General features: G+C 54.0%; 18 protein-coding genes. 2 read left to right on the forward strand and 16 right to left on the reverse strand.

The window, feature by feature from the left end; translation table 11 throughout:
* Position 1: 1 nt before the first annotated feature.
* The 12 genes from ABD796_RS28215 to ABD796_RS28270 form a co-directional block, all read right to left on the reverse strand.
* Entirely contained in the window at positions 2-940 is a 939-nt protein-coding gene (locus ABD796_RS28215; protein ID WP_344914672.1) for a hypothetical protein, read from the reverse strand.
* The gene (locus ABD796_RS28220; protein WP_344914674.1) at positions 934-2,349 is read right to left on the reverse strand and encodes an ATPase, T2SS/T4P/T4SS family; all 1,416 of its coding nucleotides are present in this window, start codon (positions 2,347-2,349) and stop codon (positions 934-936) included. Before ABD796_RS28220 ends, ABD796_RS28215 begins: the two co-directional genes overlap by 7 nt.
* Positions 2,337-3,593 carry a CpaE/TadZ family protein gene (locus ABD796_RS28225; protein WP_344914676.1) on the reverse strand — a complete coding sequence of 419 codons (1,257 nt, stop codon included), beginning with the start codon at positions 3,591-3,593 and terminating at the stop codon, positions 2,337-2,339. Before ABD796_RS28225 ends, ABD796_RS28220 begins: the two co-directional genes overlap by 13 nt.
* A 9-nt stretch (positions 3,594-3,602) precedes the next feature.
* Positions 3,603-4,328 carry an SAF domain-containing protein gene (locus ABD796_RS28230; RefSeq protein WP_344914678.1) on the reverse strand — a complete coding sequence of 242 codons (726 nt, stop codon included), beginning with the start codon at positions 4,326-4,328 and terminating at the stop codon, positions 3,603-3,605.
* 285 nt (positions 4,329-4,613) lie between these two features.
* Positions 4,614-5,354 carry an oxygen-insensitive NADPH nitroreductase gene (nfsA, locus tag ABD796_RS28235; protein ID WP_344914680.1) on the reverse strand — a complete coding sequence of 247 codons (741 nt, stop codon included), beginning with the start codon at positions 5,352-5,354 and terminating at the stop codon, positions 4,614-4,616.
* Complete coding sequence (locus tag ABD796_RS28240) at positions 5,351-5,983, reverse strand: TetR family transcriptional regulator (protein ID WP_344914682.1); 633 nt, start codon at positions 5,981-5,983, stop codon at positions 5,351-5,353. The genes nfsA and ABD796_RS28240 overlap by 4 nt, the downstream gene beginning before the upstream one ends.
* Positions 5,984-6,099: 116 nt before the next feature.
* Positions 6,100-7,251 carry a YhgE/Pip domain-containing protein gene (locus tag ABD796_RS28245; RefSeq protein WP_344914684.1) on the reverse strand — a complete coding sequence of 384 codons (1,152 nt, stop codon included), beginning with the start codon at positions 7,249-7,251 and terminating at the stop codon, positions 6,100-6,102.
* Positions 7,252-7,595: 344 nt separating this feature from the next.
* Entirely contained in the window at positions 7,596-8,231 is a 636-nt protein-coding gene (locus tag ABD796_RS28250) for an SGNH/GDSL hydrolase family protein (protein ID WP_344914686.1), read from the reverse strand.
* Between the two features lie 24 nt (positions 8,232-8,255).
* Positions 8,256-9,899 carry a sialidase family protein gene (locus ABD796_RS28255; protein WP_344914688.1) on the reverse strand — a complete coding sequence of 548 codons (1,644 nt, stop codon included), beginning with the start codon at positions 9,897-9,899 and terminating at the stop codon, positions 8,256-8,258.
* Positions 9,900-9,952: 53 nt separating this feature from the next.
* Positions 9,953-14,029: a carbohydrate binding domain-containing protein gene (locus ABD796_RS28260; RefSeq protein ID WP_344914690.1), complete on the reverse strand. Its 4,077-nt coding sequence runs from the start codon at positions 14,027-14,029 to the stop codon at positions 9,953-9,955.
* 138 nt (positions 14,030-14,167) lie between these two features.
* On the reverse strand, positions 14,168-14,998 hold the full coding sequence (locus ABD796_RS28265; RefSeq protein WP_344914691.1) for a carbohydrate ABC transporter permease: 831 nt from the start codon (positions 14,996-14,998) through the stop codon (positions 14,168-14,170).
* Positions 14,991-15,371 (reverse strand): extracellular solute-binding protein, encoded by a 381-nt coding sequence (locus ABD796_RS28270; protein WP_344914693.1) that lies wholly within the window; start codon positions 15,369-15,371, stop codon positions 14,991-14,993. Before ABD796_RS28270 ends, ABD796_RS28265 begins: the two co-directional genes overlap by 8 nt.
* A gap of 405 nt (positions 15,372-15,776) precedes the next feature.
* Here ABD796_RS28270 and ABD796_RS28275 point away from each other — a divergent pair, with 405 nt between their 5' ends.
* Positions 15,777-16,613: an AraC family transcriptional regulator gene (locus ABD796_RS28275; protein WP_344914696.1), complete on the forward strand. Its 837-nt coding sequence runs from the start codon at positions 15,777-15,779 to the stop codon at positions 16,611-16,613.
* Between the two features lie 371 nt (positions 16,614-16,984).
* Here the strand turns inward: ABD796_RS28275 and ABD796_RS28280 are convergent, their stop codons facing one another.
* Positions 16,985-17,254, reverse strand: a complete 270-nt coding sequence (locus ABD796_RS28280; protein WP_344914699.1) for a YolD-like family protein — start codon at positions 17,252-17,254, stop codon at positions 16,985-16,987.
* Between the two features lie 353 nt (positions 17,255-17,607).
* Between ABD796_RS28280 and ABD796_RS28285 the strand changes: the two genes are divergently transcribed.
* Positions 17,608-18,984, forward strand: a complete 1,377-nt coding sequence (locus ABD796_RS28285; protein WP_344914701.1) for a PepSY-associated TM helix domain-containing protein — start codon at positions 17,608-17,610, stop codon at positions 18,982-18,984.
* Between the two features lie 220 nt (positions 18,985-19,204).
* Here the strand turns inward: ABD796_RS28285 and ABD796_RS28290 are convergent, their stop codons facing one another.
* The 3 genes from ABD796_RS28290 to ABD796_RS28300 form a co-directional block, all read right to left on the reverse strand.
* The gene (locus ABD796_RS28290; protein WP_344914703.1) at positions 19,205-20,524 is read right to left on the reverse strand and encodes an ABC transporter substrate-binding protein; all 1,320 of its coding nucleotides are present in this window, start codon (positions 20,522-20,524) and stop codon (positions 19,205-19,207) included.
* A 47-nt stretch (positions 20,525-20,571) separates the two neighbouring features.
* Positions 20,572-22,650: a hypothetical protein gene (locus ABD796_RS28295; protein ID WP_344914706.1), complete on the reverse strand. Its 2,079-nt coding sequence runs from the start codon at positions 22,648-22,650 to the stop codon at positions 20,572-20,574.
* A 131-nt stretch (positions 22,651-22,781) separates the two neighbouring features.
* Positions 22,782-23,681 (reverse strand): AraC family transcriptional regulator, encoded by a 900-nt coding sequence (locus ABD796_RS28300; protein ID WP_344914708.1) that lies wholly within the window; start codon positions 23,679-23,681, stop codon positions 22,782-22,784.
* Between the last annotated feature and the right edge of the window lie 57 nt (positions 23,682-23,738).

Here is a 23,738-nt window from a genome sequence, read left to right on the forward strand (position 1 = left end):
CTTACATTCTTCGTATCGATAAATAAATGCCCATCAGCAGCGAAGCGAATATGAGCAGCAGCGCATCCAGCAGCATGTTCCGCCCGGCCGGATCGACAATGTAATACAAATACGCGTTTTGCGGATTGATTTTAAAATTGATAAACAGGAATAAGAGCAAAAACAAAATCGAGGAAAAATTGGCGATCCGGATTTCCAGCAGCCGGTTTCGTTCGGCCTGGTCGGAGCGTTGGGCGCGGCGCATGTCCGAGATCAGCTCCTTCAAGCTTTCGCATAGGTCGTTGCCTTCCAGCAAACCTACGCGCAATATATTGACGAAATAATCGGACCACATATGCCCGAGGCTGAGCGAGAACACGCGGAGGCTGTCCTCGGTGTCGCGGCTCGTCGTCAAGTTCCGGTACAACTGCTCGAAGACGGGCTTCATGGCGGGCTGCATACGGTTTTCCTCCAGCGTCACTTTGAGCGCCGTGCGGATATTGCTTTGTCCCGATACGATATAATATTGGTAAAACAGCTCCACCGCCGGTAAAAAATCGAGCCGGGCCTTCATCTGCAGGCTGAGCAGCCTCAGCCTCAGCACCAGGTATGGGAGCAGGCCAAGCATCGCCGCGGCGGAAAGAACTCCTTTCGCGTTGCCGAAGCATACGAAGCCGCCGACAATGCCGAGCAGCAGCAGCAGCAGCGACCCGAACAAAAAGGTACCGATATGAACCCGCGTCTGGATCGACTCCAGCAGATCGGCCAAATGCCGGTACAGCTTGTTGTAGCGGGAAGCATACTGCGCTACGCGGTTGGCGAACGTGGCGCGCTTGACGAAGTTGAGCCGGTAGCGGGCTCTCGCCTGCCTGACGACCGTATGCAGCAGCCGGTGCAGGAACAAGTAGACGAGCATAAACAGCAGCAGCAAAAACGAGCTTTTTACGAAAGGGATCAGCATCGTTCGACCATCCCCAGCCCGGCCAACAGGCGGCAGCCTTCCGGATCGTATTTCTGCATCCTCTGCACCGCCCGCTCCGAGAAGCGCTCCGGATACACCCAAGTACGGCCGGCAAAATCGTAACGGACGATATCCCTCACCTTCACCTCCCCGTCGACATAGCCAAACTCTCCGATCCGGAGCAGCTTCCGTTTGCCGTCGATAAGCCCCATCTCGAAGCCGATCTGCGCGACATATTCGGTAATTCGCTTGGTCAGCCGGGCCGGATTCATGCCTCTGCCGTCCAGCATGCACATATCGGTGATCGCATCGGGAGCGTCCTCCAGTTCGTTGACGTGCACCGAGGTGATGCTGCCTTCATGGCCACGCGTGCAAGCCCGCACATAGACGTTGGCGTCGTCGTCGCGAATCTCGGCATGGCATATCCGCTTCGGCGATTGACGGAGCGCCAGCTTGAACGCCTGATTGCCGGAATGCTGAACGTCGTCCTCGCTGACCTCGTACTCGATAATATTTTTGTGCGGAAAATCGCGCTTGAGCATGAGCTCGTGCCGCGTCTCGATCGTCACGATCCGCTCGTTGTCGGGCAGCTCGGCGATCAGCGCCTTGATCAGGTTCGTCTTGCCGGAGTTGGTCGGACCGATTACGACCATATTGAAATAGCAGCGCAGAACGATCAACAGCAGCAAGCGGATCGTCTCGTCGATCGTGGCATAGTCGGGATGGCACAGCGTGTGCAGGTTGTAATACCGCATCGTATAGAAACGGATCGTCATCGTCGGCTCGGCCGTAAAGCCGAAGCCGGTCAACGTTACCCGCGATCCGTCCTTGAGCGATACTTCCGCCCAACGCTTGCGGGGGTTAATGACCTCGTTGTTGAACAGCACCAAATTTTGCTGAATGCGCTCGACTTCCTTCACGTGCTGAAATTTATGCGGGGAAGGCGTCGCTATGCCCCCTCTCACTTCGAAAATGTCTTTGCCGACGACCTGTATCTCCTCCAATCCCTCTCGGTCCCTCAGCAGCAGCTCCAGCACGTTCATCCCGATCACTTCGGCGAACACCGCTTCGGCCAAAGTGGCATATCGGCGATTCGGAGGGACGATATGGTTGAGCCTGCGCTTCGCCAACTGGTCGTTGATGATCGCTACGAACCGGACGCGCTCCTCCTCGAAGCCTAGCACGGCGCGGTTGAGCGACTCGCTGTATTGCAGGCGTTCCTCCTCGGTTTTGCCCCGGGAAGCGACCAAGTACGTGCGGATCTCCTCCACGCAGCGCTGGAAGGCGGGATGCTCCTCTTCATAGGGTACCGCCAGCGCATCGGACGTTCCCATCGATTCCTTCGTTTCGTCCCGTCGCAGCATCGAGTACGCCAGCAGCGAAAATTTGCGTTGGGTCAGCTCTCCCATACCGGTCTCCTCGCTTTACCGGATTTGGCGCCAACTCCGAACAACCGCTGCTTCCAGGAACGCACCGGCGCTCCGACAACCGTATCGATGCCGCACAACGCCGCCAGCACCGATACGATCGCATCGAGATCGCCGACAAGCGGGTGAACGCCCAGCAGCAGCTCCAGCAGCTTGCCCTGATTGACCGTCTCCGCCAAATCGTCATACCGCCCGACTTTGCCGATTAGAGCTAGGCCCATCTCCTTGCGGATATCCCGCTCGCGAATGCCGGCGGCGCTGCCGCTTTTGTCGGACCGGGTCAATACAAGATCGAAGGAGTCGGCCGTCAGCCCGATAATCGGGCACAGCCCGCGCAGCCAGCGCTCCGTATCTTCCTGGAAGTGAGTCAGCTCCGGCGTCGTCACCAGGATGCGCGAATCGGCCTGGAGCAGGGCGCATACCGTCGCGGCATTGTCCCAGTAGGCGTTTACCTCCACGATGCAAACATCGAACGCCCGGCGAGCCGTATGCAGCAAATGCTCGATATCTTCGGCCGTAAAAAATTCGGCCTGCTCCCGCAGCTGATTGCCGAACAGGACGCGCAGCCCCGGCACGCCCTTGACCGACTCGCAGTAGGAGCGCAGACGCTCTGGCCGCAGGCTGCCCGCGCGGATTTCGGCGCGAAGCTGGTCGAGGCTCGCCTCGGGCTTCTCGATGCCCATGTACCGGTGCAGCTTCGAGCTTTTCAGATTCAGGCACAAATAAGCTACCGTTCGCCCGGTACGGGCGGCCAATCCGACGGCGGCGCCGAAGGATACGAACGTCGTGCCGATGTTCGGCGTCGATCCGACGAATACGATCGTTCGTCCGCCGTTGTTGGTTACCGCTCCGCTTTCCCCGTAAAAGCCGGCGCGCAGCGCTTCATTAATGGTCTCCCGAGTCCGATGAGGAGGGATGTGACGATAGCCGTTGACGATGCATGTCTTAATCCATTTGCCGTTTTCGTTCACGTCATGCCGGTCCGATAGCAGGACGGTCAAAGCCGTTCCGGGGCATTTTTCCTTCAGCAGTTCGGCGTATTCGCAAAAAGCGGAAAGACCGAAATACCGGTCCGACAAGACGATATGGTCGAACGGGATGTCGGAAGCGAGCTCCGCCAACGATTCCGGCTGCTGAAAGGCGTGAATCTGGCCTTCGTCCCGGGCTTTGCCGGACAGCCAGGTCTGCACGAGCGCTTCGTCTTGCGTCAGAAAAGCAATATTCACGGGATCGGATCACCTCCTTTCAGTTCTGGATAAAGCCTCTTCGGCGAAAGACGAAGCCGATACCGCAATGACCAGCTTGGCTTTCTTCGTGCGGCAAGCTTGGTCGATCGCCAGCCACTGATGTTCCGTCAAATTCAAATTGATCTGATCGATCGCCCCGTTCGCCTCCCGGCGGGAAGCGTACATTTTTTCCGCATCGCCGTTCACCCGCGAATACAGGTTGGGCGACTTCGGATTGTCTACCTCCACGTTGGCCGACGATTTGACCGAAGCTACCGTAATCTCCTCGTCGAACAAACGGCCGGATTCGCTGTCGGTGCCGGACAAGTACAGCTTGACCCGGTCTCCCGCACGGATTCCGTTGGACAACGACAAAATATAGTCCTTCGGAATCTGGAAGGTCGCCTGCCCGATCGATGGCAGCAGATGATACTTGTCCACCTTCCATGCCAATATCGGCTCGTCCGTGCCGAGCGGAACGACGGATTCCAATCCGATCAATTGCGCAGGATCGGTAAACATCCCGTCGGCCAACGCGCCCGCCTGAACCGGCTTGTAAGCCAGCATGCCGGCCTCGAGCATCGTACCCGCCCTGATAAAATCTTTCGGCACGACGACGTTGATCGTCTGCTGCAGCTCGACCTGCTTCAACTGGAGTCTGTACACCCCGTAGACGAGCGCAACGGCCAAAAGCGCGGCGGACACGCTAATCAGCACGTTCCGTTTTCTGTTCACCGACACATCCCCCCGGAACGAAGAAAAGAACGCAAAACGGCCGGCTTCCCGGTCGTTCGCGTTCTTCGCAAACGTTACAATTATTATCTTTATATCAATATAATACCATTAACTATTAACGCTGTAAATCATTTTTATCACCGTATTCGGCATGTTCCCGTCTTCCCGCCCACAACCGAAAAAGCCATTACCCGCGTCCCCTCGAACGCAGCGTAATGGCGGTGCTTCCGCATATCGCTTATCTATTCCAAAAAATAACATGGGCAGCGGCACTTGTCAATGCCATTACCGGTCAAATCGAAATCCTTGCTCCTCCAAATAGGTGCGCATATAATCGCGAGCCGGTCGCTTGAACTTCTCGCCCATGTCCTGCGACCAAGTCGTCGCTCGTTTGCCTTTCGTGCGTTCCAGGTAATAGTCGCGGGTCGTTTGATCGTATTCCTCCAATGCTTCCTGCTGCCCGGCGCGGTCGTAGCTTTCGCGATGCAGCACCGCGCGAACCGGCAGACGGGGGCGGACGGACGATTCATGATCCGGATAGCCGACGCACATGCCGAAGACCGGATAAACGAGCTCGGGCACGTCCAGCAGCCGCGTGACCTCGCGCAGATCGTTGCGCAGACCGCCGACGTAGACGATGCCGAGTCCGAGCGACTCGGCGGCAATAGCGGCATTTTGCGCCGCCAACGCGGTATCGACCGTGGCTACGATGAAATTTTCCATCGTGTCCGATACCATCTCCACGCCCTCCCGTTCGCAAGCAAGCCGGTTGCGGCGGAGATCCGCGCACCAGACGAGCAGCACCGGGCATTCCGCGACCGACCGCTGATTGCCCGCCAAGACGGACAGCGCCCGCTTCGTCTCCGCTCTCGTCACGGCGATCACGCTGTACGCCTGCACGTTGCTGGAAGTCGAAGCCATCTGCGCAGAGCGGACGATCGCCTCCAACGCTTCCTCGCTAACCGGCTCTTGCTTGAATTGGCGAATGGAGCGATGCCTCTGCAGCAAATCGACGATGTCGTTCATAAATAGTCCTCCGCTTTCTCCGGAACGCCGAGTCCCCGTAGTATAAAGACGGCGGCGTCGCGATACATGTCGTCGAAGGAAGGCACCCCGTCGCTCAGGATCGGCAGGAAATAGTCCGTATTTTTATGAAACAGCAGCGCGCCCATAATAAAAAACATCGTATTATCGAGCGAGCGGAATTGAAAGATACCGGCCTTCCGGCCATCCTCGAGCAGTTCGCGCACCTTGAGCCATACCGGAAAAATATGGTCCTGGATCGTCTTGACGCGCGGGGACTGCTTGAAAATCTCCTGCTGGACGATCATGATCATCTCCGGGTCGCGCAGCCGGAACCGGGTCACCTCTTCCACCAGCTTCTTGATGCCGATAATCGGATCGTGAAAGTAAGCGGCGTATTCGGCCAGTCGGTTTCCCGGAAAAAAGGTTTTGAACAACGCGCCGAACACGTTATCCTTGCCGCCGAAATGGTAGGAGATGAGCGCCACATTAGCTCCCGCCTCATCGCATATTTGCCTGACCGACGTGCCGTCGAAGCCCTGCTTCGCGAACAGCTTTTTGGCCGCCAGCAATATTTTCATCTTGATGTCGTGTTCCGGTGCGGACATGAGCATCTCCCCGTCGTATGGCATTGTTGCGGGAGTCTCCCCGCCGCACCCGTACCGCCAAAAACCCGGCCCACGGGAGTCGCCCGCTCGGCCCGCTTCGGCCTCTGTGTACAAGTACCCCTATTATGGCCCGTCTCCGGTCAATTGGCAAGCTTGGCGCCCGCAGCCGGAGCTTTCTCTCTGCGCAGCGCCGTCACGATCAGACCGAGCGCGATCGAAGCGGCCATAATGAGCGCGAGACCGGACGCAGCGCCGCCGACGGAAGGTCCGCCGAACAGCAGGTTCATATTTCCTTCCACGGCGTAAGTCGCGGGCAAATAGCGGCTAAGCTCGTAATAGAAGCCGGACAGCAGCTCCCGCGGCACGAGGGCGCCGGAAGAGACGAGCTGGGCGGACAGCATGACGATATTGATCAGCATGCCGGCATTGCCGAGCAGCATCACGAACAGTTGAGAGAAAAACATGAATGTGACGAGACATAACGCTTCGAATGCCCAAAGCGAGAAAAAGCCGTGCGCCGACTGCCCGCCCAACAGCAGGACGAACGAGGTACCTACGAGCGATGTTATGATGGCGGCAGCCGCATTCAGCACTACGCGGGCGGCAAACTTGCGCCAGCGTCCGACGCTTCCGCCAATCAGTTGGGCGGACATCTGGACGTTCATCCCCATAATCATCGAGCCTACATAAGAAGCGAGCACCAGCATCATCGGCACCATCTGGTTGTTCATGCCGGACACCGGGTTCATGGAAACGATAGGCCCCGTAACCTTCTCCGACAGACCTTCCGCCGTCGTCTGCGCCTGCGTCGCGGGCACGTTCATCTGGGTCAGCACCGCTTGGGCTCCGGCCGCGACCGCCTGCTTATTGACGGTTGCCGTCACGTTGGCCGCCACGCCGCTCATGATGCTTTTAATAAGAGCTGGGTTCGATTCGTTGACAAGGTACCGAAGCTCTCCCTTCTGACCGGGCGTCTGCAGCTGCTTGGAAAATTCCGCGGGAATGTGCAGCACCATCTGGACGTCCCGTTCGTTCAGTCTCGCCTGCGCCTCCTCCTCCGTCGGCACCGCAACCGTCTCGAACGGCAGGTTAGCCGCCAGCTGAGCGGCCACTTGCTTGCCGAAACCGGCATCCTCGTTTACGATGGCGATACGTAGCTGGGACGTATGATCCGTGACTCCACGGTAGCCGGTCATCCAGACGACGCAGAAGATGAGCTGGAACATGACAGCCGTTGCGACCCCTATTTTCGTAGGCGTTTTTTGCCAAAAAGCTTTTAATGCGTGAAGCATGAGCATTTCTCCTTCGTCATCGTTGAATTAAACATTTATTTAAATCAAACATTTGTTTAATAGAATATCAACGATTTTCTCTGCTGTCAACACCCGAAGGAGGAAGAAGACTGTGTGGCCGAAGCTCGAGATATTGCCGGGCTGATGGCGAAGAAGATAAGGAAAAAAGGGACACTGGCCAAGCTAGCAGGCAGCCCGAGACAGCGGCCTTCAACGGTCCCAGCGTGCCGAGTCCGTCGCCTGCCGAAAAGCCGGTCACCCCCTAAGGATGGCCGGCCTTTCGCATCCCAGCTCCCAACCGCGGCATGTTGTCGCGACGGTGCGCAACCGTAAGGAAGCCGCTGCTAGCCGCGAACCCGCAAAGCCTCCAAAATCGCCTCTTTTACATATGGCGCGATAACCTGCTGGCCTTCGCTGTTTAAGTGAACGCCGTCTGCCTTATCCGTAAACGATTGATTATTGCGTTCGTCATCCCATCCCGCAGCTTCGCCCGTAATCGTGTTCACGTCCACCAAGCCCGTGCCCATCTCGCTGCTTACCCGTTTGACGATCCCGCAATAAGCGAGCAAACGGTACTGGTTAACGTCCGTCCCCGCCACGTTGACATGAGTTGCCGCAAACGGCGGAGTCATCAAAATAACAGCCGGCTTGGACGAGCCGTCTCCAGACGCCAACCGGATCCGGTCGATTATTTGCCGCAAATTGCTTTCATAACTTTCCGGCGACACCGTCGCGGCCTCAGTCCCCTTATAAATCGCATGATCGTTCGTACCTAGCATAATCGTGACAACGGCCGGATTGAACCGGAGGCACTTATTCTTCAGATCGGCCAACACATTCTTCGTGTTCCATCCCGGAACACCGCTGTTGATCATCTCCGCAAAGGCAAACTCATCCGCGTTCTCTTGAAGCACCTCAAAGTAAGTCTTTACACCCGGACGAAAAGCGGTAATCGAATCACCCAATGCCACATAGTTCACGTTCCTTCGCCTGCCTCTTCCCATTCATTCCTTGCTTTTGATCCGGTCGACCCGCAGCCCGCCTCCTACACCGGCTGCAAAAAGACGAATGTAGGAAACTCCGTCACCTTGTTCCAGTTTAAGAATCGTCCCTGCCTCCTTGCCGTCCACCCGAATCGTCGCCATTTCCATCATGCAATCCCAACGAATCACAAGATCGTACCAGTGGCTGATTTCCAGCTTCGGCGACCGCCATACGTGAACGTATTCGCTTTCATTCCTGTATTGGGTGCAAATCTGCCCGTCCGGATCAAGCTTGATGCGGAATAACCCTCCCTGACGGTTGCCCGGCTTTAGGAACGTATCCGACAAGGCGATAAACGTGCCGCCGAACCCTTCCTCCAGCTTTAACCGCACGCTGATTTCCCCTTGAGTCTGCAGCGGAAAATTCCAAGTGATTCCGACGGGCGCATCTTCTTCGCTTCGATGCAAACGCAGCGAGCCGCCGTCATCCGCTTCCGGCGTTATCTCCACGCCGGATGGCGTTACGGAGCAGTCGGCCGTGCCATCCCGCCATTGTTCCTCGGCATACGGCTGTTCCAGCCAATTCGGATCTACCCTAACGGCTTGAAATTTCACCGTATCTGTCCAGCGGCGCATATCGACGTCGAGATAACCGACGAGTACGTTTCCGTCCGCCAGCTCCGTCATCCACGGATAGCAGACGGAATGGTCCGGGTCATTGTCGGGACGAAGCCTGACCACTTCGCGGTATCCTCGACATATGCCGTCACGTCCGCGGACGACGGCAACGAGCGATTGCCTGGCATAACCGATTCCGCCAAAGATCGGTTCACCCTGACAGTGATTCCAGCACATCATAATTGTCCCGTCACGCAGACGCAGCAAGCCTGCAGGGGCATTCGCCGAACGAAATGCGGTTGGCTGCGCGCGGCACCAAGTCTCTCCTCCGTCGGATGAGAACGACTCGTACAATTTCCCTGTCGTCGTTCGGATCACCATCCATATGCGGCCGTCCTCCAATTCCACCGTGACCGGTTCGACCGCGCCCGACTCGAGCCCCATACTACCGGTCTCTACGGCAATAAAATTTGAGGCTTGCCGCCACGTATAGCCTTGATCATCGGAGATGATGACCGTGCTATTGAACGTTTTTCCATCCAACATATACGAAAACGGCATGACGACTCTGCCCGTTGACAGGACGGTAATCGCATTGAGCGATCCCGTATAGCGATGTCCGTAATCGATTCGGCAAGGCTCCGACCAGGAGCGGCCTCGATCGGATGAGTAGAGATGCAGCATTTCTACGACTCTGTCCTTGTACGGGGTATCCTCGTCAAAGTTCAACAAGTTAAATACATAAACATGTACGGTACCTTCCGCATCGATAAACAAGCCATGATCCAAATCATGCATCTTGATCGCGCCCGCCGCAGGCGGAAATTCATATGCTAGTACCGGCGCATCCCACGTAATGCCATAATTCACCGACCATCTCGCGTAAAGCCGCTGAGGGATGGACGTATCCGCCCAAGCTTTCATCGGTTTACCTTCAATGTAGAGGGAAAGCACCGCACCGTCAGGAAATGCGGCAAATGGGCCCAGCCTGCCGGAAAAATCGACTTTGCACGGTTTGGCCGGCGTCTTCGTTTTTTGCTCCTGCATTATTATTCATTCTCCTTATCCTTTGCTTGATCCGGTCAGCATGCCGAGCGCGCTTACAATGGAACCTCGTTCAATTCGAGATCGTCGACCCAGGCCGGTCCGTTCGCGGCTTGATCCATTTTGAAGTAGATCCAGACCTTTTTCGTTTGCGAGTTCACGTTGAACACAACATCGGTCTTCATCCAGTCGTTGACTTTGGCCGCTTCCTTCCAAGTATACGTCACGGTTGCGCCGCTCGCGTCAACCTGTCTGACGCCGAGCGCCACAGAGCCGGCCGTCGCGCTGTTCTTGACCCAACCAGATAAGACGTATCGATGGCCCGGCGTTACGGCGATCGCCCGCGGCGAATCCGTATTCAGGACGTTGAATGTATTGTCCGCGTCCGGGTTCAGCCTGGCGGAATACTGCCCTTCGTGCGCGACCGTTTGGTCCCACACGGCCGCACGCATGAACCAACCGTCGGGACTTTCTCCGGCAGCCGGCTTCTCGAAGCCGCTGTTGTAAACGCGATTCGTATCGACATTCACTTGAAGAGGGAGCGTAGCAAAGCTTTCGTTCCCAACCTTCGCTTCGACCGTTACGTTAAATTCGCCAGTGGTTACCGATACTGGAACGTAAACGGAGCCCTGCACCGTCTTCGTCTCCCGGGCTGCCAGCGCAACGGAGGCGTCGAGCGTTACGACGATCCCGTTCGGCGCCTCGTTCGGCAAATCGACTGTGATCGGATTGACCGTACCGTTCGTCAGCTCGACGGAGAAAGAATACGTTCCCGCCTGGCCGACGTTGATGGTGCTCGGCGTAAGTTTCGCTTCCAGACCCGTCAAGACTTCGTTCAGTTCCAGATCGTCTACCCACGCCGCTCCGTTCGCGGCTTGATCGAGCTTGAAATAAACCGCTCCTCGATTCGCAGTCGGCAGGGCCGTAAAGATGACCTCGACTTTCGTCCAATCGCCCATTTTAGCCGCTTCCACCCACGTATAGGTCACAGTACCGCCGCGCGCGTCGATTTGGCGAACGCCAAGCGCAACCGAGCCTGCCGTCGCTTCTGTCTTGACCCAGCCCGTCAGCTTGTATTTGGCTCCGGGCACAAGCGTGAATAATTTGGATGCGTCCGTATTCAATACGTTAAACGCATTTCCCGCGTCGGGAATCAGTTTGGCGGACGCTTGGCCGCTGTGTGCGACGGTCTTATCCCATGCCCCCTTCCCCACAAACCAGCCTGCCGGGGCGGAACCGCTTAAAGTCTGCTTTTCGAAGCCGCCGTTGTATACGGGGCTCGTATCCACAGACAGCGCAAGCGGCAGCACGGCGTAGCTGACACCGGCCGTTAAGGCTTCGACGGTTACGGCATAATCGCCGTTCGCAGTCCCCTCGGGGATCGTTACGGTTCCTTGAACCGTCTTCGTCTCATATGCGGCCAGCGTCGCCGCTCCCGGAAGATCGACCTCAATGCCGTCCGCTGCCGTCCGCTCAAGCTCGACTGCACGCGGTTGACCGGAGCCGTTCGTTAGCACGATAGAGAACGGATACGATCCTGCCTTCGTGATATCGAGGCTGCCCGGCGTCAGGTTGGCGGCAAGAAGCGGCGATACCGTAAATTCCCGTTCGACCGAAACTTGAACATCCGTTCCCTTATATCGGAACGTCAGCACCGCTTTCGCAACGTAGTCACCGGGCTCCATCGCTGCCGGCAAGACCGGACTTGCGCTGAGGGTCGCGCTTTGCCCCTTCTTGATGTTCCCAAACTGTTCCTCGATCGGCGGGAGCCCCGCCGAAGCCGGCAGCTCGATGCGCAGGCGGGCGTTTTTAAGCTCTTTATCGCCGACGTTCCGGACTGCGGCGTTCATAGCCAGCGTATCGCCGTGTACAAACTGCAACGCGGCAAGCTGCAAATCCAATCTCGCCATCGATTGAACGATCGGTAGCAAGTTTGCGGTCACGTCGTTCAGCAAGGCATTCAACTCTACCCTTTTGCCCTCTAGGGCGGCGTCCGATTGTTTTTCTACCCATTTTTCCAGCTTTTTGACTTCGTCTATAGCTTTTTCCGTCTTGCTCATGGCCTTGACCGCGTCAACCGATGCGGCAATCAACTCTTGTTTCGCCTTAATCAAATCTTCAATCAGCTTTTCCGTCCTCTGCTCCCACTGATTGTTGGCGATAAGGGTTGTCGCTCCTTGCAGCTCATCGATCGCCCAATCTACACCCGCCACAAAAGGCTTGATTCGGTACACCAGCGTTTGTTCCGGCCCGAGGGTGACGCTGAGCTCATGCTCCCAACTGCCCGACGACTCGGGCTGGGCACCGTACAGAAGCTCCACCTGATTGCCCGTTTTCTCGAGAGGGATCGCGGCCGTCTGTGCTTGCTGGGTCAAGTTGATTGCGACGGCGTACTGCTCTTGCCCTTTGTCATAGATCGCCCATTGAATGTCGCTGCCAATATGTTCGGCAGCCTTGTTGCCCGCGGAGACAAGACTTCCCAGCAACGCGATCTCGTCCTTGAATTTCACCAAGCCCGGCCACAATTCGGATTCCCTCAGCTTCCAGCCCGGATCGTTGATTGAATAATAGGCGAAGCCTTTGCTGCCAGCGAGGAACGCTTGGTACGCCATGTTGCGGACTTGATCGATCGTCGGCAAATAGTTCCACATCGTACCGGGAATTTTGAACGTTTGCAGGACCGTCCAAACCGGCTTCACGTCGTCCACGCTTTCAACCGCTTGACGCACGTCGTCTCCGACTGCCGAGATGGGCGTCACGCTGTTCTGGGCGTACGGATAAACGTCGGTGACAAGGATGTCCGTTGCCTGGCCGTTCTTGTGATAAGAATTCGAATCGGCTTCGACCATATAAGTCGGATGAACCGGATCGATGGATCGAATCAATTTGTAGGCGTCCAGCAGCTCCGACTGCGGAATGCCATACAAGCTCGGTTCGTCCATAATCATATAGCCGAGAACGGCCGGATGGTTTTTGAATTTCGTCACGAATTGCCGGGTCAGCTCGAAGTTTTCCTTGACCCTCATATCGTAATATAGCGTGACGAGCATTTTCAGCCCGTTCGCCTGAGCCGTATCCAGCATCGATTGCAGGGCAGCCTCGCTATTCGTGTTCGTGCCTTGGACCGTATTGACCCCGATCTGCTTCAAGTAAGGATAATCCGCCGCGGTGGCATGATATGCGATAACCGGGAAGAAGGGCTCCCCGTCAACGAGGATCGGACCGTTCAGTGGAATGGAGGCCGGACGCGCCCAACGGTATATTGTGCGTTCCTGCTTTTCGATCAGCTGCCCCGCCCCGTTCTTCAGCTCCGCCTCCAATCGGTACGGCTGCTCCAATGCCATTTCGTACGTAGAGAAGGCAACGCTCAACGATTCGGCGGCCTTGATGCCGTTCTGTACGAATATCGCCTCGCCGGAAGCCTCGTCGATGATTTGGACGTCGACGGTTTTGCCCGCCATGCTGCCGTCGGACGGTTCAAGCTTCAGCGCGGCGCTTCCGCTCGTAACGTCAGGATAGTAATACGTGTGAGACGGCTCCACGACAAGCTGCGGCTTATCTTTCGTCTTGAGGGCGGACGTGTCGTCAAAGTAAACGGTCCCCGTTCCGTACAACCGCAAGTACACGTACATGTAGACGGCTCCAGGCGGTGCCTGAATGGTATAATCCAGCTCATGCCACTGGCCATCGTTTTTGGAACCTGCTGCTTTGTAAGTATAGCCGGATACCCAGTTTTCGACCGTTTTATCGATTCCTTTGAAAAATTCAATTTTGTAGCCTGGATTTCCGCTGACCCCGACCGATTTAAACCAGGTCGTGATGCTGTACGTAGCCCCTTCTTCCACCAGAATAGGGATCGCTACCCATGGATTGTTCCCTGTGCTCGTTTGAATCGAGATGCCGTAATTCCCCGTATGCGCCGCTTCCGGAGCCGCCTTGATCGCATCGCCCCACACATTGCCGATAACGGTCCATTGAGCGGGGACGCTTCCTGTCACATCCTCGAAGCCGGGATTTGCGACAAGATTGCCGGCCGAAGCGGCTGCTGTCGGTGCGTTAACAGCGGCGATCAGTTGAAGCATTAAACAGAGGGATAACAATAAGGATAACCGGGATTTCCTGTACAAGTACATAATTCATCCTCCACGCTTCTTTTTGGAAAAGCAGGAAAACATGACGGGCAGGAGACTTTCTATGTTCGCAGCAAGTTACAAAGGAACCCCCTCCTTTCACAATCGTGTCGGGACAGTGAGTTTAGTAGGGATACACAATCATCCCTTCAACCCCGTTGACGCGATTCCTTGCATGAACTGCTTCTGGGCGATCAAGTAGACGATTACGGCCGGAACGGTCACGATAACGGCACCGGCCATCAAGAGCGACGTGCTGACCTCCGTATCGTTCTTCAAATACAGCAGACCGATAGGCAACGTATACAGTTTTTTGTTCTGTAAATAGATGAGCGGCCCGATCGTGTTATTCCACGCGCCCATGAACGTAAAGACGCCGAGCGCGGACAAGGCTGGCTTGCACAAAGGCAAGTATATTTTCCAGAAAACCCCCATGGGGCTGTACCCGTCGACGACGGCGGCTTCATATAGCTCCTTGGGGAGCGATTTAATGAATTGATGCATGAGGAAGATGCCGAACGCCCCTCCGAGAAAATTCGGAATAATCAATGGGTAGTACGAATCGAGCATATGGAACGACTTCCAGATGAAGTAGCTTGGAATGAGCGTGACTTGAAACGGAATCATCAGCGTCGCCAGCATGGCGATATACAGGGGCTTGCGCAGCTTGAAATTGTACATGGCCAGGCCAAACGCGACCAGCGAACAGGATAGCAGTGTACCGACCATGTCCACTATCACGAGAAACATGCTGTTCAGGGTATATCGGCCGAAATTGACTTTCTCCCAGACGATTTTGTAATTTTCCCAGCTGATCGGATCGGGAATGAGCCGAGGCGGCAATTGTCCGACCGCTCCTGTCGTTTTCAGCGAGGTGGACACCATCCAGATAAACGGAAACAGCATGAGCAGCGCGCCGAGATACAGTACTAGGGAGGATGCGGTTTTGCCGATTGTGCGAGAATCAAACATAGTGCACCCACCTTCTCTCGAAGTATCGCTGGAAGAGCGTAATGGTCAAAATAATGACGAACAGCGCCCAAGCGGCTGCGGAAGCCGGCCCCATCTTGAATTGCTGGAATGCATCCCGGAAAATCAGCTTGATATAGGATGACAAGTCTTCCGCTACACCCCGCTTGCCATAGCCGAGAATGACCGCGTTCTCCTGCAGCCAGACGTCAGGGGTCATGCCGCCGGCGATTTGGGTAGCGATCTTCGTCACGAAGTCTCCCCACGGAGCGTCTTGAACTTCAACTTTGATATTCGGAAATTTGGCCGCAAAACCATCGATAATTTCTTTTTTCGTCACATCATAAGCCCCGGGCAAACCAATTTTGAGCGTCACGTTTTTCGGCCCCGACGGGCTTGCCCCCGTACCTCCCGACTTATCGCCATCCTTGGATGTCGAACACTCTGATATTGTAAGCGCTATCATTCCAGCCAATACCAAAAAACTCTTTTTGTTCACGGTTATCCCCTCCATTAATGCGAGCTTCATAGGAAATCGTCTTTCGACGTATTTCAAACAAGGATTCCAAAACATGGTTTTATTTTTTCTGCCAAAACAAGACTATATTTTTTTCCGCGGTTCAGCTGCAAAACATGGATCAGGGTGAATGCGCTGCCGATTTATAGTTTCATGATATAGGATTTCTTCCTTCCTATATATGTTTTTTTGCTGGATATTACTATCCTAATGTGAGATATTAATGGGAATCGAATGGATTAATGGAAGGAGGTATCATTCTATATGAAATACCAATTTTGTGCGGTCAAACACTTCCGCTTTTCCGAGCTTATCCCTATTCAAATGGGGTATGAATGCTGTAAACCGAATAACGCTCCATCCTTTACTCCTTTTAACACTATAATTCATTATATTTATAAGGGCAGCGGTGTTTTTACCGGAAAAACCTCCACTTACACATTGATGCCCGGACAGGCATTTGTTATGTTTCCTTACCAAACCGCCTCTCATGTAGCAGATGGTATTGATCCTTGGGAGTACGGATGGATCGAGTTTGCCGGGGCCTCCGTTCCCGAAATTTATAATGCATCAAAAATCACCATGTCGTCCCCCATCATTACCGACTCGACTTCACAACCTCTCGGTAAAGCCTTAATGGGAATACTTGATGCTTCAAAGCAAGAAAATATCTCTTATCAAATGATTCTGGCTCGCCTCTGGGAGTTTTCGGATACACTCTTGCAGCTGCGCGCCAATACGGAAAGAACCGTAGCGATGTCAGAAATCTATATAAATCAAGCGATATCTTACATTCATTCCGCTCAGATACCCCCTATAGATGTAAGTAATATTGCAAAGCATATCGGAATAGATCGCAGCTACTTAACCCAAATTTTCAAAAAGCACCTAAATATCACTCCTCAACAGTATATCGTCAATTATAAAATGACCCTTGCAAAAGACATGCTGCTCAAATCATCTCTAACACTAGCAGATGTTTCCGATGCTCTTGGATATTCTGATCCTGTGAATTTTTTTAAGGCATTTAAAAAGAATCACAAATTAACACCCACAACATGGCGAAAAATAAGCTCTGGTGAAGAACGCATAGATCAGTAACGATGTTTGCCCCAAATTAGTCTCAAACCGCAGCATATCGCGGTCAGACCCCCTTGTCATTCGCTCCAGCCACCATTCATCATCGTTTATGATCGTTCCACGCTTCCGCATTTAACTTAAGAGCCGCACCGTAAAACCAGTCAGTGTTCCGGCATCGATTAAAAAATGGGGCTGTCCCAAAGGTCATTTTGCGATTTTTTGAGCCCCACTTAGAACCAATTTTCCTTGAGAAAAAGGACCTCATCCCCCACTTTACAGTGGAATTTGAGGTCCTTTCGTGTGGAAATTGGGACGTCCCCATGTCATGCGAACACTTTTGGGACAGCCCCATTGGACTATGTTCTTGTCATCCGACCATTTTATCGGGAAGTTTAATCTCTGTGATTCTCGACCTTCATTATATCCATGAATGTGACTTTGGTAGTTTGTCCATCTTTTTGGATGTGCACCTTACCGGTACGAGAATCCATATTCTCTATTCGACCACGAACAGGCAACTCCATCCCCCATACCGTCAGCAACACTTCCGCGCTTTCAGACTTCGCTTCATTTAACTGGTTGGCGAGTTCTTCCAATGCAAATTCATCGCGTGTTGGCCGTTTGACATCATATTTCTTTTTTGGCTTCGGAATTCCGGTCAATCCAAACACCCCCTTAAGAACATTCGTTCCCATTGTAACATTGACGAATTGTGGAGAGAACCCACACTTTACTCAAACCCCGTTCTGCTTGACCCGGAGAAACTAAGGTGACGGCACCGGCAATCAACGAGCGACTTCCGCGAGGACTTAGATCCAGGTTGCGGGACGATACGCCGCCTGGGATGACGATTCATCCAAATAGTTGTTCAAAATACTTTCACTTCAGTAGCCCCATCGAGTCATTCGTCCTAAATAGAGGTGTCGGTATAATGAGTACGACATCCAGACAAGGAGAAGTTCCTCATAAACCAAACCATGCCATGGTGTAAAAATTAGAGGTCGGGGGTTAAAGGATGGAGATAACAAAAAACAACTATAATCGCTTATGGAGATGGCACTTTTATGCTGCGTTGTTTATAACGCCATTGCTGATCACATTGACATTGAGCGGTATCGGCTATTTGTTTTATACCAATGTCGAAAATCATTTTTATAAAAAGAACTTTTTCGGAAACAGCGGCCAAACGGAACAGTCGACCATTGATGAGGGAATCAAGAAAGCAACAGAGGCGCACAAAAATTACTCCGTATCGAAAGTCATTGTATTAAAGGATTCTTACAATACCCGATTGACGATGACCCGTCCGGATGGAGATCAAAAATACGTATTTCTTGATCAGAACTATCAGATCGTTGGCAGCCAAAATGCCAAGTACACCTTTTCCAATGTCATGCGAAACGTGCACAGCTCCCTGTTTGTTGGCGGAACAGTAGTGAATTATCTCGTAGAGCTGGCGGCTTGTTGGGCGATATTCCTGCTCCTTTCCGGCATCTATATGACATTTAGAAGTCACGCATTAAAAAGAATGCAAAATCCGAACAAACGGCAAAAAAGCTTAAAATGGCACGCGTTAATCGGGACGATTATTGCGATACCGATGATTATTGTTATATTCACAGGGCTGCCGTGGTCAGCCTTTATGGGAAATTTCATCTATTCGGCGGCTCAAAACAAGCCTTCCATCGGTTTCCCCCTTTTGAAGCAAAATCCGCCAATCTCGGATATGAGCGAAATTCCTTGGGCCACGCGCAAAAATGAAACGCCGGAATCAACAAGCAGCCATGCTGGGCATCATGATATGGCCGGTATGGAGGGCATGAAGCATAACAGCAGCATGATTACGGTTCGGCAGCTCATGAGCGAAATCGATAACCATCGCATTTCCAAGCCTTATTCTATCATTTACCCGTCTGGGAATAACAGCGTTTTTACGGTTTCGAAATCAAGCAACACAGGGATAACGGGACTTGACGTTAGTCCTTACCAGGAAATTACGACTTATTTTGATCCATATAGCGGCAAACCGATATCGGAAGTCGTTTATGACGATTACGGCATTTTAGCCAAATGGTTTACGTGGGGAATTCCGCTGCATGAAGGCCATTTGTTCGGATGGATGAATAAAACTTTAAATTTCATTGTATGTCTCGCATTTTTGCTCGTCATATTCTGGGGGTTCAAAACCTGGCTTGCCCGCAAGAGAAAAAGCTTGTTGTCGGCGCCGCCCGTTCATTCAAACAAAATTTCGATCGGCTTTATCGCTTTCATGGCAATCTTGGGAATGGTAATGCCGTTGTTCGGCATTTCGTTACTTGTCGTCGTGATGATCGAATGCCTGATCACATGGTGTAAAAGAGGAAAAGGAAACAAAATAAGCCTTACAAATTAATTAAGTGCTTTATCCCAACAAAAGCCAATCAGATTGGACATCTGCTTGGCTTTTTTGGTCATTGGAACTAACCCCTATTAGACTCTAGCAGCATGTATTCGTCTGCTTTTTAGCGAAATTATCAAGTACGGCCGGCACTCCACGCCAAACTTTCGCCGGCTTTGTGCCAGGAAGTTGCATAAGCCGAGCCTGACACAGGTGAACTACGATCATGACAATGCTATCTGCCCAACTTGGCGTTGATTTGTTTGTCCACCGCTTCGACCGCTTCGCGAAACGCGGAATTGAGATCGGTCTCTCCGAGCACAACCTTCTGGAAGGCGTCGCTAATGGCGGATGTCGCTATGCCGTTAAACCGGGTTGGAGGGATGATGGACGCATATCGCTTCGGAATCAAAGCCTTGGCATTTTTCCCCTGCAGGTCGGGTACGTCTGCGCCGAACGCCTCGCGGATGCCGGGATCGCGCAGCACGGACGGCAAACCATTGCGCGAGCCTTTCAACTGCACATCATGGGAGGCCGTTGCCGTTGCGGCCAGAAACGCCGCTTCCCTATGTTTGGCATTCTTCGGTATCGTCCAGAATATAACCTGCGGCTGGGGCCCCGCTTCCGAAGCCGCTGCGGTCAACACCGGATAAGTTGCTGCATCCCAATTCAAATTCACGCCTGCGCTTTTTCTCGGAAAATCGCTGTTATTCCTGACCGTGATGGCGATGTTCTGATCGCGTACGAAAGCCGCAGCCGGGGCACCGCCCGTCAATATCTCGGGGTTAGGCTCATATCCGGGAACTTGATAAAATCGGATGAAATTGTTCAGAAATTTCTTCCATGGATCCGTATCGAACATCGCTCGGTTCGTCCCCGAATCGATCAAGGGAAGCGATGACTGATTCAGTGCCAGTTGGTTCGGATACCATGACTCGGCGTACCCCCGGTAAAGCGCCCCGCCTTCTATGCGAGTCAGCGATCTGGCCGCTGTATACAACTGGTCCCAAGTCAAGCCGTCAGACAAATACGGAAAGCCAAATTTATCGAAAATATCCTTATTGTACAGCAGGGACAGCGTTTGCGTGGCGAATGGAATGCCGACAAATTTGCCTGGCTCGATCCGCTGCATGAAATCGACTATTGTCGGCTCAAATTCGTTCAGATTCGTATTGTATTTCTTGATGAGATCGGATAGATCAGGGTCAATGCCCAAATCCATCAAATTGGCCAGATTGTCTACCGTACTGTAATACATATCAATGTTGACACCCGATGCAATCACCTCCGACGGCGAATTGCCTTTGGTGTTCTGGATCCAGTTGATTTTGAAATGAGGGTATTTGCGTACGATATCATTTCCGTAGAGCGCCATAAAATCCTCGTAAGACCTCGACCAGAAATAGTAGATCGTCAATTCGACAGGCTCCTTTTCGGACGCGGATCCGCCGTCAGGCGATTTGGCCGTATCCCGGCTGCAACCCGACAGCAATATGCATGCAACCATGAACCCGACCACCCAGCAGAATATTGCGCTGCTTCGTTGATTCGACATTTCCGATGACCTCCCCGTTCATTGGATGACCGCTTGCCTTATCTCCTCTACTCCGCGGACTTGGCTTTTGTGCATGAGCGAGCTTCCGTATGCTCCGCTTCTTCTCCACTCTTGTACAACACAACCATAGACAAAGGCGGGATGAAGCTATCCAGCAGCTGCATGCTTGTCTCCCCCTTTTCCCTCCACACCGCCGTACGGCCGAACGGAGTATTGCGGCTGTATGTCATCCACCCGCTCGTATCCGGCCCGACCCCCGTCAATTCCAGCTCCGACACTTCGTCGAGCGACGCGTTGACCAGACAGATCGTCCGCTCCCGTTCGCCGGCAAATTCGAACACAGCGACATGAGGCGCGTAACTTGCCATCATCACCGGGGGCATACAGTCCGGCTTGCATAGAGCGCCTAGCAGCACATCATGCAGCACAGCCCTGCGAATCGGATGAAGCAAGGCTTGCTGGTTCTCCCAGCCATAGGGCAAGATGAACACCCGTTCGTTAACGACGGTCATCCCGGGACTTAATAGGCTGTCGTCTACGCGATGCAGCCGCGACAGGACAGACACCGTCGCCGCCTCGTCGTACTCCAATCGCAGATACGCTTCCTGGCTGTAGAACGGCCTTATTCTGCCGTTCGCGATGCCGGCGTAGCTGCGGCCGTCGGCCATCCGTTCGTAGAATTGCGCCGTAAACCACTCGGCCCGGTTGATCCCGCACAACGAGCCGAGCCCCATATCGTAGAGCGTAAACGCCGCTTCACCATCAAGCAGCACCGCACACCGGGCGAACAGCTCCCGCAACTCCGACTCGCTGTAATTCCGCAGCACCTGCCCGGACAAAGCCACCGCTCCCGAACAATCAACCCGATTGTCCACGACGTAACGGTTGGCGATTCCGCAGGCGGACAAGCAGCTGGCCCAGAATGTCTCCCGGGGGGACAGATCTCCCGGAGACTTGCCCCCGGCTGCTGCAAGCGTATAGGAAGAACGCTCGTTGACGAGCACGCCGACCCCTCTCTGATCCTGCACGCGCAGATGCATGGCGGCCACACTTTCGGCAAAATCCTTTTGCTCGCGCAGCCAGCGCTCATGCCGTTCTTCCGGATAGACTCCGTTGCCTGCCATATCGAGAATGTTCAGCGTGATGCCCTTGCTGCCGAGCAGCAGTCCGGTTTCCAATTGGAATCGTTGAAACGCGTGAGATTTGGCATAAGAAGTATAGGGCACATTCTCCAGTTCGGGGTACAACGGCGTCGTGGACGGCAGGAAGGAGGCGGTCAGCCGCGACACCGCGTGAAAGCTCCACGCATAGTGCATGCCCGTCGTCTCCCGGTATGCAGGCAGGGTAGGGCGAACCGCCGCCGCATGCACGCCGTCCAGCGCCGCCAGCAGCCGGTGCCAATCGCGGCCTTCGATAGCATGTGCGGCCGGATCGCTGGTCATCAAGCCCAAGCGGGTACGGGGCGACACCCGGTGCACAGCATCGGCAATCTCGGCGGCCACGTCCACCAGCTGTTCGCGGCAAGCGTCCAGCCAAATGCGACGGTATAGGTGCGGAGTCCCTTTCGCGAGCATTCCCTGTACAAAATCGTCGCGGTCGATCCGTCCCACCCCAGCACGAGAGGCGAACTCGGACAAATGCGCATCGCAAAAGCAGCCTCCCCACAGCAGCGGGCGATGATTGTGGAAACGGAAATCGTCCTCGATCCAGAGACAGTGAGGTTCAAGCTCCGCATAAGCGGCATACATAGAGGCGATATACCGCCTCCATTCCGGACACAGAGGGCACGCGACCGCCGGGGAGCGGTTGCCGTGCGGGTCAACCATGACCTGGAACCGCTGCCCTTGCTTCAACACACCGCCGATGGCTTCATGCAGCAGCGTGTTTAGCGGATTGATCGAGGTCGTAACCCCGATGGATGCGAGCAGCGGCTTAGCCCGTTCAATCGCCTTCAGCCATGGCCGGGTTTCTTCCAGTGTCAAATGGTTGAAATGCATAGGGTGAATAAAAAACATCACATCGTCAATTCCAGCGTTGCGGCAAAACGCCATCAGGTCTTCGAACCGTTCGCTTTCCAGCTCGCCGGACCTCATGGTATATCTCAGCATGTAGACAAATTCGGACAATCGGGACAACTCCCCTCTCAGGTTGAAAATCATTCCGCAACCTGATTATATGAAGGATGCCGCGTGCGGAACAATTAGCGGAGCATCCTTCTATTTGTCCATTTGTCTCCTCTTTTCTATGGGAAGCGAGTCTAGCGTTGGGGACGAAACTGATTGGGGGAGGAACCGGTCCATCTCTTGAATTGTCTGGAGAAGTGGCTTATGGTGGCAAAGCCGAGCCTGCGTGAGATAGCCTCCACCGTCAATTCGCTATCCAGCAACAGCTGCTTGGCTTGATTCAATTTGATCTGGGTTAAATATTGCCGGGGGGACATACCGTAGACCTGGGTAAATATTTTATAACATTGACTGCGGCTCAGATTCTGTTCCTTGGCTATACCGTTCACCGCTCCTTTGACACAGCCTGTATTCTGCAGCCTGGCTTCGATGGAGTGGGCCGCCTCGATCTGGAGCACCGACCCGGCATTCAGCGGAAGCTCCGCCGCCGGTTCCGGATCTTGCGGGAGCAAGAGAGAGAGGACTTCCTGGATGATCAGCAAGATATGCCCCTGGAAAAACAAGCGATTTCGGTAGCTTAATTGAATGACAATGCGGTGGTCCGAGTCCGGTGAGGTGAGCGGAGGCCCGGACTGCAGCAGTTCTTTGGACAGCAATCCCTCCATCTCCCGGAAGTAGGCCGGCAGCCGTGTCCGCTGTATGCGATCTCGATCCAAGTACCGGTAAGGAGCCGCAGTAAGATGCGCGTACACCTCCTTATCGTCTATTTGGAAGTGGATGTTAAAAAAAGCGTAGCGGTCGGCTGAACGATTGCGTGAGTGATGTTTAATCCCCGGCTTCAGCAGCAAAAGCTCGCCCGCTCGCAACACGATCGTCTCTCCGCTGACGGTCAGTTCCCCGGTGCCCTCCCAGCAGTAACACAGCTCGAATAAATGATGATGATGCCTGGGATACGACCAGTCCGCCGACTTCACCCCGAATTGGCAGCCGACAACCTGCAGGGTATGACTCGTATTGGAAATGCTGATCTCCATCTTTCGGATTCCCCTCCTCCATAACGTATGAAATTAGGCTCATTGCAGGCTACTGTT

It is taken from the genome of Paenibacillus hodogayensis (assembly GCF_039536325.1).
GTDB lineage: Bacteria > Bacillota > Bacilli > Paenibacillales > NBRC-103111 > Paenibacillus_AB > Paenibacillus_AB hodogayensis.